General features: G+C 70.1%; 10 protein-coding genes. 7 read left to right on the forward strand and 3 right to left on the reverse strand.

Features of this window, described 5'->3' with window-relative positions; genetic code table 11:
* Positions 1 to 52: 52 nt before the first annotated feature.
* The 6 genes from AC1PLR_RS12265 (at position 53) to AC1PLR_RS12290 (ending at position 6349) form a co-directional block, all read left to right on the forward strand.
* Positions 53 to 934, forward strand: coding sequence for an RNA polymerase sigma-70 factor (locus AC1PLR_RS12265; RefSeq protein ID WP_481101165.1), 882 nt, complete (start codon positions 53 to 55; stop codon positions 932 to 934).
* Positions 935 to 1019: 85 nt separating this feature from the next.
* Entirely contained in the window at positions 1020 to 1460 is a 441-nt protein-coding gene (locus AC1PLR_RS12270; RefSeq protein WP_481101166.1) for a carboxymuconolactone decarboxylase family protein, read from the forward strand.
* Between the two features lie 262 nt (positions 1461 to 1722).
* Positions 1723 to 2625 carry a dimethylarginine dimethylaminohydrolase family protein gene (locus AC1PLR_RS12275; RefSeq protein WP_481101167.1) on the forward strand — a complete coding sequence of 301 codons (903 nt, stop codon included), beginning with the start codon at positions 1723 to 1725 and terminating at the stop codon, positions 2623 to 2625.
* A gap of 535 nt (positions 2626 to 3160) precedes the next feature.
* On the forward strand, positions 3161 to 5044 hold the full coding sequence (locus tag AC1PLR_RS12280) for an ABC transporter ATP-binding protein (RefSeq protein WP_481101168.1): 1884 nt from the start codon (positions 3161 to 3163) through the stop codon (positions 5042 to 5044).
* Positions 5045 to 5069: 25 nt separating this feature from the next.
* Positions 5070 to 5468 carry a hypothetical protein gene (locus tag AC1PLR_RS12285; RefSeq protein WP_371181726.1) on the forward strand — a complete coding sequence of 133 codons (399 nt, stop codon included), beginning with the start codon at positions 5070 to 5072 and terminating at the stop codon, positions 5466 to 5468.
* A gap of 101 nt (positions 5469 to 5569) precedes the next feature.
* A complete protein-coding gene (locus AC1PLR_RS12290; RefSeq protein ID WP_481101169.1) occupies positions 5570 to 6349 on the forward strand; it encodes a ferredoxin--NADP reductase in 780 nt (259 codons plus the stop codon).
* 251 nt (positions 6350 to 6600) lie between these two features.
* Here the strand turns inward: AC1PLR_RS12290 and AC1PLR_RS12295 are convergent, their stop codons facing one another.
* The gene (locus AC1PLR_RS12295) at positions 6601 to 7092 is read right to left on the reverse strand and encodes a glutathione peroxidase (protein WP_209244661.1); all 492 of its coding nucleotides are present in this window, start codon (positions 7090 to 7092) and stop codon (positions 6601 to 6603) included.
* A gap of 333 nt (positions 7093 to 7425) precedes the next feature.
* Between AC1PLR_RS12295 and AC1PLR_RS12300 the strand changes: the two genes are divergently transcribed.
* Entirely contained in the window at positions 7426 to 9612 is a 2187-nt protein-coding gene (locus AC1PLR_RS12300) for a M3 family metallopeptidase (RefSeq protein WP_481101170.1), read from the forward strand.
* A gap of 149 nt (positions 9613 to 9761) precedes the next feature.
* Here the strand turns inward: AC1PLR_RS12300 and AC1PLR_RS12305 are convergent, their stop codons facing one another.
* Positions 9762 to 10544, reverse strand: a complete 783-nt coding sequence (locus AC1PLR_RS12305) for a hypothetical protein (RefSeq protein ID WP_481101171.1) — start codon at positions 10542 to 10544, stop codon at positions 9762 to 9764.
* Positions 10545 to 10648: 104 nt separating this feature from the next.
* On the reverse strand, positions 10649 to 11917 hold the full coding sequence (locus tag AC1PLR_RS12310; RefSeq protein WP_481101172.1) for a S8 family serine peptidase: 1269 nt from the start codon (positions 11915 to 11917) through the stop codon (positions 10649 to 10651).
* Positions 11918 to 11974 lie beyond the last annotated feature (57 nt).

The raw sequence follows: 11974 nt of genomic DNA on the forward strand, positions 1-11974 counted from the left end.
TGGCGGCCCCGCCCGCTGTCACGCCGGCACGCCCTGTTCCGTCCTGGTCGTCATGACCCACGATCCGACCTTCGAATCCCACCGCGCCCGGCTGTTCGGCCTGGCCTACCGCCTGCTCGGCAGCCGCGCCGACGCCGAGGACACCGTGCAGGACGCCTGGCTGCGCTGGCAGGCCAGCGACCGCCGCGCGATCCGCGACCCCGCAGCCTGGCTGGTGACCGCCACCACCCGGCTCGGCCTGGACCGCCTGCGCGCGGCGCGCAGCGCCCGCGTCCACTACGTCGGGCCGTGGCTGCCCGAGCCGCTGGAGATCGCCGACGACGCCGACCCGGCCGAGCGCCATGACCGCGCCGAGCAGGTGTCGCTGGCCTTCCTGGCGTTGCTGGAGCGGCTGAACCCGCACGAGCGCGCGGCGTTCCTGTTGAAGGAAGCGTTCGACTACGACTACGCGCAGATCGGCCGCACCCTGGAGCGCAGCGAGGCCGGCTGCCGGCAACTGGTGCACCGGGCGCGCGAACGGCTCGGCCATGGCCAGGCGCGCTTCGCGGTCACGCCCGAGCGCCACCGCCAGTTGCTCGAGCGCTTCCTGCACGCCTCGCAGCGCGGCGACCGCGCCGCCATCGTCGCCCTGCTGCATGCCGACGCGCAGTTGCGCTCCGACGGCGGCGGCAAGGTCACCGCCAGCCTGCGCCCGCTGCACGGCGCCGAGCGCATCGGTCGGCTGTACTGGGCCGTGGCGCGGCGCGACCTGGGCCTGCGGGCGCGGATCGGCACGGTCAACGGCGAACCGGCGATCCTGCGTTTCCTGGGGCCACGGCTGCACTCGGCGACGGTGCTGGTGATCGACGGCGAGCGCATCGCCGAGGTGCTGACCCTGATGAACCCGGACAAGCTGCCGACGCCGACGGCGCGACCTGCAGCCAGCCGCGACTGACCTGCGCCGGCGCTGTCACGCCGGGACGCGCCGCCGCGTCCTGGAGGGGAAGGCGGCCATGGTGGCCGCCATGCTTGGACCCACCATGCCTTTCCATCGCATCGACTACACCCGCCACGAACCCGAGGCGTACCGCGCCCTGCTCGGCGCCAGCCAGCAGGTCCACGACGGCACGCTCGGCAGCGCCCTCACCGAACTGGTGTTCCTGCGCGTCTCCCAGCTCAACGGCTGCGCCTACTGCATCGACATGCATGCCACCGCCCTGCGCAAGGCCGGTACCGAACCACGCAAGCTCGACACCCTCGCCGCCTGGCGCGACAGCCGCTTCTTCGATGACCGCGAGCGCGCCGCGCTGGACTGGGCCGAGGCGCTGACCACGCTACCCGCCGGCGCGCCGCCGCAGGCCGTGTACGACGCACTGACAACGCAATTCGACCCGGCCGGGATCAGCGCGCTGACCATGGCGGTGGCGGTGATCAACGCCTGGAACCGGTTGGGCGTGGGCCTGCAGCCGACGCTGCCGTAAGGGCGCTGCGCGCCGGGATTGGGGATTCGGGATTGGGGATTCGGAGGCAGGATCGCGTAGTCGGCAAGGATACGTAGCATTTCAAAACTCCCGAATGCTCACCGCTGGACGCACGACCACGCATGCCAACACCTGGCAAACCCAGCGCGCGCGGCTCTGCTTGCACGAATCCCCAATCCCGAATCCCTTCACCAATCCACCGACATGTCCCCGCAACACGCCGCCGCTAGCGTGGCGCGCATCCCCGACGCGGAGCGCGCGCATGATCGAGAATGTCCTTGCTGTCGGCCTGGCCGATGAGACCGACCTGGCCCTCGCTTCCCCCGAACCGCACTCCCGCGCCGGCACCCGCTACCGCCACCGCCTGCTGATGTGCGCGCCGCAGCACTTCGCGGTGGACTACGTGATCAACCCCTGGATGGAAGGCAACGTGCACGCCGCCAGCCGTGAGCGCGCGCAGGCGCAGTGGAACGCGCTGGTCGCCGCCGCCGAGGCGGCAGGCGCCCGCGTCGACTGCATCGCTGCGGCGCCGGGCCTGCCGGACATGGTGTTCAGCGCCAACGCCGGCCTGGTGCTCGGCGACCGCTTCGTGCCCAGCCGCTTCCGCCACGCCGAACGCCGTGGCGAGGAAGCCTTGTTCACCGCCTGGTGCCGCCAGGCCGGCCTGCGCATCCAGGAACTGCCGGAGCAGGTGTATTTCGAAGGCGCCGGCGACGCGCTGCTGGACCGCGGCGCGCGCCGGCTGTGGATGGGCCACGGCCACCGCAGCGACCTGGCCGCCGCGCACGAGCTCACCGACCTGCTGGACATCGAGGTGGTGCCGCTGCGCCTTGTCGACGCGCGCTTCTATCACCTGGACACCTGCTTCTGCCCGCTGCGCGACGGCTACCTGCTGTACTACCCGGCCGCGTTCGACGCAGACGCGCAGCAGGCGATCGCCCAGCACATCCCGGCCTCGCGGCGCATCGTCGTCGGCGAGGCCGATGCCCTCGCCTTCGCCTGCAACGCGGTGGATCTGGACGACACCCTGCTGCTCAACCGCGCCTCGCCGGCACTGTGCGCCGCCCTGGCCGCGATCGGCTACCGCGTGGTGCAGACCCCGCTGGACGAATTCCTCAAGGCCGGCGGCGCCGCCAAGTGCCTGACCTTGCGGCTGGACGAGTAGGTCGAGCGAGGCGTCATTGGATTGGCCGTTGCAGTGCGCAGTGGACTTACGCCCATGGGTTCCTGTGAGTACAGGCGGTCGCGGCTGAAGCCGCTCCTGTAGAAACCCTGTAGGAGTGGCTGCAGCCGCGACAGGCTTTGCCGACACGCCCGACGGGCACAGATTTTCTGCAGCAACACCATGTCGAACGTCGGCATGGGCTGGCGCAACAGCACGGTGCGCGGAAGGGGCGAATGGGAGTACAGGCGACGCCTGGTGCACCCAACTTCGCGAGACGCTTCGCGCCGTACCCTCACCCCAACCCCTCTCCCGGGGGGAGAGGGGCTAGTCGTTCCCTTCTCCCCTCGGGAGAAGGTGCCCCGAAGGGGCGGATGAGGGTTCGGGCGCAGCCTCACACATCCAACTCCGCGAGACGCTTCGCGCCAGACCCTCACCCCTCCCCCTCTCCCGGTGGGAGAGGGGCTTAATCCCCACACTCCCCGCGCGCACCATCCCCACACTCCCCGCCCACACCCGCCCCCGGCACAATGCGCCGATGGCCTCCACCTCCCCCTCCCATGGCGGCGCCCGCGCCGCGTCCCGCACCGGCCCGAGCCTGCGCGAACGCTTCGACGCGATGCGCAACCTGCCGCCGTTCCTGCGCCAGATCTGGCAGACCAGCCGCTGGCTGACCCTCAGCAGCATCGGCCTGCGCGTGCTGCGCGCGCTGCTGCCGGTGGCCTCGCTGTACGTCGGCAAGCTGATCATCGACGAGGCCATCCACCTGGTGGCGCAATCGCCCGGCTTCGATTCGCTGGGCCAGGCCCTGGCCAGCGGCCGCCTGAACCGACTGCTGGAACTGCTGGGCCTGGAGCTGGCGCTGGCGATCGCCTCGGACCTGCTCGGGCGGCTGGTCAGCTACGCCGACACGCTGCTGTCGGAACTGTTCAACAACACCACCAGCGTGCAGTTGATGGAGCATGCCGCGCAACTGGACCTGGAGGATTTCGAGGACCCGGAGCAGCAGGACCGGCTCGACCGCGCACGGCGCCAGACCATGGGCCGGATGAACCTGATGAGCCAGCTGTTCGGCCAGGTGCAGGACGCGATCACCGTGGTCAGCTTCGCGGTCGGCCTGCTGGTCTACGCGCCGTGGCTCATCGCCCTGCTGGCGGTGGCGCTGGTGCCGGCCTTCATCGGCGAGGCGCACTTCAACGCGCTGGGCTACTCGCTCAACTTCCAGTGGACGGCCGAGCGCCGCCAGCTCGACTACCTGCGCCAGCTCGGCGCCAGCGTCGAGACCGCCAAGGAAGTGAAGATCTTCAACCTGCACAACTTCCTGATCGCACGCTACCGCGCCCTGGCCGACCGCTACTTCCAGGCCAATCGCGCGCTGGCGCGCAAGCGCATGCTGTGGGGCACGCTGCTGGCGGCGCTGGGCACGCTGGGCTACTACGGCGCCTACGGCTACATCGCCTGGCGCACCGTGCGCGGCGACTTCAGCATCGGCGACCTGACCTTCCTGGCCGGCAGCTTCCTGCGCCTGCGGCAGTTGCTGGAAGGCCTGCTGATCGGCTTCTCGCAGGTGGCCGGGCAGGCGCTGTACCTGGACGACCTGTATTCGTTCTTCCGCATCGTCCCGGAGATCCGCACCCGCCCCGGCGCGGTGCCGGTGCCGCGGCCGATCGTGCAGGGCTTCGTGTTCGAGAACGTCGGCTTCCGCTACCCGGACGCCGAACAGTGGGCGGTGCGGCACCTGGACTTCGCCCTGCGCGCGGGCGAAGTGCTGGCCCTGGTCGGCGAGAACGGCGCCGGCAAGACCACCCTGGTCAAGCTGCTGGCGCGGCTGTACGACCCGGACGAGGGCCGCATCCTGCTCGACGGGCGCGACCTGCGCGACTACGACCTGGACGACCTGCGCGCCAACCTCGGGGTGATCTTCCAGGACTTCGTGCGCTATCACTTCAGCGCCGGCGAGAACATCGGCGTCGGCCAGGTCGACGCGCTGGACGACGCGCCGCGGATCCGCGCCGCCGCGCAACGGGCGATGGCTGCCGAGCTGATCGACGGCCTGCCGCAGGGCTACGCGCAGGTGATCGGGCGCCGCTTCAAGACCGGCGTGGACCTGTCCGGCGGGCAGTGGCAGAAGATCGCCATCGCCCGCGCCTACATGCGCGACGCGCAGGTGATGATCCTCGACGAGCCGACCGCCGCACTGGACGCGCGCAGCGAGTTCGAGGTGTTCCAGCGCTTCAAGGAGCTGTCCGACAACCGCACCGCGGTACTGATCTCGCACCGTTTCTCCAGCGTGCGCATGGCCGATCGCATCCTGGTCCTGGCCGACGGGCGGATCGAGGCCAGCGGCACCCACGACGAACTGATGGCGCAGGGCGGCCGCTACGCGGAACTGTTCGAACTGCAGGCCGCTGGGTATCGTTAGCCCGTCCGCCCCTTCCGACGCCGCCATGCTCCGTACCCTGCCCTGCCTGTTCGCCGCCGCCCTCGCCGCCCCGGCGCTCGCCGCTCCCGCCGCGGACACGCCGGCGCCATCCGACTACGCCGCGGCCAAGGCCCTGGCCGACCGCGACGAAGCCGGCCTGCCGGCGGCGATGGAGGAACGCCTGCAGACCCTGCAGCGTGCGGCGCTGGACGAGGGCGTGGCCAGTTGCGCCACGCCGCGCCCGGACACCTCGCCCTTCACCGTGGTCGTGCAGGTGCAGGCCGACGGCAGCGTCGGCGCCAGCTGGCGCAACGGCACCACGCCGCTGGCCCTGTGCCTGGAGCGTTTCCTGCGCCAGCGCCCGCTGCTGGCGCCGCCGCAGGCGCCGCTGTATCTGTCCTACGAGGTCTCGTTCGAGAAGTGAGCGAACGCCGTGATCGGTTCCGCCCTCAAATGAGATTTGATCTCATTTGAACCGGCATGGGGTAGAATGGCCGCCGTTCCTTCCCCATCACGATCAACGGCATGTCTTCCGCTTTTGGCCCCGAAACGGTGCTCGATGTCCGCCACTGGACCGAGGACTACTTCAGCTTCACCACCACCCGCAACGACGGCTTCCGTTTCGACAACGGCCAGTTCGTGATGATCGGCCTGGAGACGGAGACGCGGCCGCTGCTGCGCGCCTATTCCATCGCCAGCGCCAACTGGGAAGAGCAACTGGAGTTCTTCAGCATCAAGGTGCCGGACGGCCCGCTGACCTCGCGCCTGCAACACATCAAGCCCGGCGATTCGGTGCTGGTCGGCAAGAAGCCCACCGGCACGTTGCTGATCAGCGACCTGCACCCGGGCCGCCACCTGTACCTGCTGGGCACCGGCACCGGCCTGGCGCCGTGGCTGTCGGTGATCAAGGATCCGGAAACCTACGAGCGCTTCGACAAGGTGATCCTCACCCACGGCGTGCGCTTCGAGAAGGACCTGGCCTACCGCGACTATTTCGAGAAGGAACTGCCGCAGCACGAGTTCCTCGGCGAGACCATCCGCGAGAAGCTGCTGTACTACCCGGCGGTGACCCGCGAGGACTTCCGCAATCGCGGCCGCCTCACCGAGTTGCTCGAGAGCGGCGAGATGCAGCGCACCCTGGGCCTGCCGCCGCTGAATCCGGAACACGACCGCGCGATGATCTGCGGCAGCCCGCAGATGCTGGCCGACCTGCGCCAGACCCTGGACGCCCGCGGCTTCGTCGCCTCGCCGCGCATCGGCTCGCCGGGGCATTACGTGTTCGAGCGCGCCTTCGTCGAGAAGTGAAGCCGCCGCGCTTCTCCCGTCGTAGGAGCGGCTTCAGCCGCGACCTTTACCGGTAACGCCCGTCGCGGCTGAAGCCGCTCCTGCCGGCATAAGCGATACGGCGACAGGTCAAAGCGAAATAGTGGGGAGTATTTTGTGGGAGGGACTTCAGTCCCGACACGTTCGAGTTAAAGGCGTCGGGACTGAAGTCCCTCCCACAACAGCCGCATCACAGCCCTCCGGGATCACGCTCGGAGTTCCCCGCCGAAGAGTTATCCCAGCGCCCGCTCGATAGCGTCGGCCAGCGCTTCCGGCTTGTCGGTCGGCGCATAACGCGCCAGCACCTGGCCGTCGCGACCGACCAGAAACTTGCTGAAATTCCACTTGATCGCGGCGATGCCGAGCAGCCCGGATTTCTGCTGCTTGAGCCAGCGCCACAGCGGATGCGCGCCGTCGCCGTTGACCTGCACCTTGGCGAACATCGGGAAATCCACGTCGTAGCTGAGCGAACAGAACTGACGGATCTCCGCGGCATCGCCCGGCTCCTGATGGCCGAACTGGTCGCAGGGAAAGCCCAGCACCACCAGCCCGCGCTCGCGGTAGCGCTGCCACAGCGCCTGCAGCCCCGCGTACTGCGGAGTGAAACCGCACTTGGAGGCGACGTTGACGATCAACAGCACCTTGCCGGCGTACTCGGCGAGCGGCTGTTCCTGCCCATCCAAGGTGGTCGCGGTGAAGGCGTAGGCGGTGGTCGGCGTGTCCATGGGTCCTCGTGGCGCGGCGCGCCGCAGCGGCGCTGGTTCGACGCGATGCTACGCGGTGGCCGCAGGCGTCGCCAGCGAACCGGGGCCGATGCGCGAGGCCGCGTCGCAGAGGTGGGCGCGAACGCACCAACGCACACCGCCAGCGCATCACCGATGCGTGGCCGCACCGGCGCCGCCACGCGCGAAAGCGCACTGCATCAAGGTTCACGCCAAATGCCGCAAAGCCCTGGGAAACAAGCGCCGATGCTGCAGCGCTCCCATGGCTTTCGTCACGGGTCACGCCTGCCGGCCTGGGGTAGCCTGCCCGATCACCATGATTGCGGATACCGCTTGATGACCTCTCGCCTCGCCCTTGCCCTCGCCGCCACGCTCGGACTCGCCATGCCCGCCTACGCCGCTCCGGCCACCACGCCCACCGCCGCCACGGCGGCCACGCAGGCCAACCCGTTCTTCGCCGAAAGCCCGCTGCCGCTGCACTACCCGCAGTTCGACAAGATCAAGGACAGCGATTTCGCGCCCGCGTTCGACGCCGGCATGGCGCAGCAGTTGAAGGAAATGCAGGCCATCGCCGATCAGACCGCCAAGCCAACCTTCGACAACACCATCGTGGCGATGGAGAAGAGTGGGCAGGTCCTGGACCGCGCCACCAACGTGTTCTTCAACCTGGTCGGCGCCGACACCAACGACACCCGCAAGAAACTGCAGGCCGAGTACGCCGGCAAGCTTGCCGCGCACCGCGACGCGATCGCGCTCAATCCCAAGCTGTTCGCGCGCATCCAGACCCTGTACGACACCCGCAACCAGCTCGGTCTGGACGCGGAGGGCGTGCGCCTGATCGAGAAGTACCACAGCGACTTCGTCCGCGACGGCGCCAAGCTCAACGACGCCGACAAGGCCAAGCTCAAGGCGATGAACGCCGAACTGGCCGAACTGGGCACCAAGTTCAGCCAGAACGTGCTGGCCGAAGTGAACGCCGCCGCGGTGGTGGTGGACGACGTCAAGCAACTCGACGGCCTGTCCGACGCGCAGATCGCCGCGGCCGCCGAAGCGGCCAAGGCGCGCAAGCTCGACGGCAAGTACGTGATCGCCCTGCTCAACACCACCGGCCAGCCGCCGCTGGCCCAGCTCAAGGATCGCGCGCTGCGGCAGAAGATCTACGAAGCCTCGGTGTCGCGCGGCAGCCACGGCGGCCCCTACGACAACACCGCGCTGGTGTCGCGGATCATGACCCTGCGCGCCGACCGCGCCAAGCTGCTCGGCTATCCGAACCACGCCGCCTATTCGCTGGAAACCCAAACGGCGAAGACGCCCGAAGCGGTCAACGCCATGCTCGGCAAGCTGGCCCCGGCCGCGGTGGCCAACGCCAAGCGCGAGGCGGCCGACCTGCAGGCGATGATCGACCAGGAGCAGAAAGCCGCAGGCAAGCCCAGCTTCAAGCTCGAAGCCTGGGACTGGGCCTACTACACCGAGAAGGTGCGCCAAGCCAAGTACGACTTCGACGAGGCCCAGCTCAAGCCCTACTTCGAACTGAAGAACGTGCTGGAGAATGGCGTGTTCTACGCCGCCAACCAGGAGTACGGGCTGACCTTCAAGCAGCGCACCGACCTGCCCACCTACCGCGACGACGTGCTGGTCTACGACGTGTTCGACGCCGACGGCAGCCAGCTGGCGATCTTCATCGCCGACATGTACGCGCGCGAGTCCAAGCGCGGCGGCGCCTGGATGAGCTCCTACGTGTCGCAGTCGGCGCTGACCGGCGACAAGCCGGTGGTCGCCAACCACCTCAACATTCCCAAGCCGCCGGCCGGGCAACCGACCCTGCTGACCTGGGACGAGGTCACCACCGCGTTCCACGAGTTCGGCCATGCGCTGCACGGCATGTTCTCGAACGTGAAGTACCCGTACTTCTCCGGCACCAGCGTGCCGCGCGACTTCGTCGAGTTCCCCTCGCAGGTCAACGAGATGTGGGCCGACGATCCGGCCATCCTCAAGCACTACGCCAAGCACTACCAGAGCGGCGCGCCGATGCCGCAGGCACTGCTGGACAAGGTGGTGGCCACCGCCAAGTTCAACCAGGGCTTCGCCACCACCGAGTACCTGGGCGCGGCGATGCTCGACCAGCGCTGGCACCAGCTGAGCGCCGGCCAGGTGCCGCCGGCATCGGGCGTGATGGACTTCGAGGCCAAGGCGCTGGCCGCCGACGGCATCGCCTATGCGCCGGTGCCGCCGCGCTACCGCACGCCGTACTTCAGCCACATCATGGGCGGCTACGCGGCCGGCTACTACGCCTACATCTGGGCCGAGGTGCTGGACGCCAACACCCAGCAATGGTTCAAGCAGCACGGCGGGCTGAGCCGCGCCAACGGCGACCGCTTCCGCAAGACCCTGCTCTCGCGCGGTGGCAGCGTCGATGCGATGCAGTTGTTCCAGGACTTCGCCGGGCACGCGCCGCAGATCGAGCCCTTGCTGGAGAAGCGCGGCCTCAACGCCACGCCGGCGGCGACGCCGAGCGCCCGCTGAGGCGCAGCGTGACGACGTCACGGTGGAACACACCCGCGACCGACCGAAGAACGCAACACGCACGACGCCCGGCTCAGCCGGGCGTCGTGTTTTTTCAGCAAGTGGCTTCGATGGCCACGCACGGTACGCCGCGCGTTGCCGTCAGCGGCTTACTGGCCGTCGCTGGAGGCGTTGATGCTGGCACCCAGCGAAGCATTGCCGCCGGCCTGCCCCTGCGCCTGACCGCTACCGGCCTGCGCACCGCCCTGGCCGCCCGCACCGGCCTGGCCCGACACCGACCCGCCATGCGTGCCCGCGCTGTGCGAGGCGCTGCCGCTGGCCGCACCATTGGCACTGCCGCTGCCGGACAGCGCCGGCACCGTCGGCAGGCTGCCGCCGCTGGCGGCGCCGTTGCCGCTGCCGCTGCCGGCCGCGCTCGACGCAGCACCGTTACCGGTCACGCCATTGACTGCACCGGCGGCATTGCCGGCGGTCGACAGCGCCGCAGTGGGATTGGCCGCGCTGGTCGCCGCGCCGAGCGCGCCATCGGCCTGGCCCATCACGCTACCGGCCGCGCTGCGTGCCGCGGCACTGCCACTGGCCGCGGCATTGCCGGCCAGCGTGCGGCCCTGGTTCACCGCAGCGCCTGTGGTCTGCGCCGCACCCTCGGCGGTGGCTGCGCCACGCGCCGCCGCCCGCTGCGCCGCCATCCGCGCACGCTGCGACGACTGCTCGATGCCGCTACGCGCGGCATCCAGCGGCACTCCGGCGTCCAGGCGGCCGGCGCCCATGCCGTTGCCGCCGAGGCTGCCGCCACCCAGGCCGCCCAGGGTGCCATTGACCGCACCGCCCACGCTGCCCGCACCACCCAGCAACTGCGCGCCGGCCACGCCCGGGGTCAGCGCCACCGACGCCACCAGCACCGCGCTCGCCAACAGAGTCTTGCCGTTCATCGCATTCTCCTCGTGTCGCCGCAGGCCATCTGCGGCTCTCATGTCTCCCTACGAATCGAGCGACGCAGAACATCCCGTGCAGGCGGGACGCAGACAGAATGCGTTCAGCCGCCCGGCGCGCGCTGCAGCGGCAGGTCCGCACCGAGCAGGCCGGCGCCGTACACCGGATCGGCGCCGGGCGCACCGAGATCGCGCGCCTGCGCCTGCAACTGCGTGCGCACCTGCGCGGCGGCCTGCGGATTCGGCTGCGACAGTGCCTGCGCCGCCAGCCGCGCCACCAGCGGCGCCGCGAAGGAGGTGCCGCGCTGCGTCTGCCAGCGGCCCTGCGGCGCGGCGGCGATCAATTCACCGACCGCGGCGAAGCCCACCTGCGGCCCACGCCCCGCCTCCGGCAAGACCCGCCCACGCGCATCCACCGCGGTGACACCGATCACGCCGGGATAGGCCGCCGGATACAGCGGCGGTGCCGCCGGGCCGTCGTTGCCGACCGCCGCGACCAGCACGTGGCCGCGCGCGAGCATGCGCTGCACGGCGAGCTGCAGCGCACGGTTGGGGCCGCCGATCAGGCTGATGTTGATCACCGGCACCTGCTGCTGCGCCATCCATGCCAGTGCCCCGACCAACTCGACCACGGTGCCGCCATCGGCCTGACCGCAATAGATGTCGGCCGCATACAGAGTTCGTGCGAACGGCCCGTGCGCCACCGCGCGTCCGGCCAGCAGCGAGGCGACGGCGGTGCCATGCGGCTGCGCGCGTACCTTCCCGTCGCAGCCCCAGGTCTGCACCTGCACGCCGGCCAGCGCCGGATGCGCGGCGTCCACGCCGCTGTCGATCAGCCCGACCACGAAGCTGCCCGTCGCGGCACCAGCGGTTGCCGGAGCGGCGGACGCGTTGGCTGGCGTCGGCGGCGCCGCCGCCGATCCGCTGTAGACGTGGTTGTAGTCGTACTCGCCCTGCGGATCGCGCTCGCGCAGTTGCTGCAGGGCGCGGCGCGTGGACAGGCCCGACGGCACCTGCAGCACCACCAGGCGCAGGCCGAATTCGCCGAAGCTGCGCTGCTCCAGCACGGCGAAGCCGGCCGCCTGCGCCGCCTGTAGCGCGGCCGGCTCCGGCTCCAGCGCCACCACCTGCCCGCGCATCACCACCGCGCCGCCTTCGTCGCGCTCCAGCCCGCGCGGATCGCTGCGCAGCAGCGCCTGCAGGCGTTTCAGCCGCAGCCGTTCGAGATCGCCGCGCGCATCCTGCAGCGATTCTCCCAACCGATTCATGCCGCCCTGCATGCCCTGGGTGACGTCCTGCGCCAGCCCGCCCGCCGACGGCAACGCCAGTTGCGCCAACGCCGGTGTCGCCACCGCCAGCCATGCCACGGCCATCCAGCGCACTCGCCTGCCCGTCGCCATGTCCCGCTCCGTTGTCCGCCCCTGTTGGCG

Source organism: Xanthomonas sp. NCPPB 3570 (assembly GCF_056725115.1).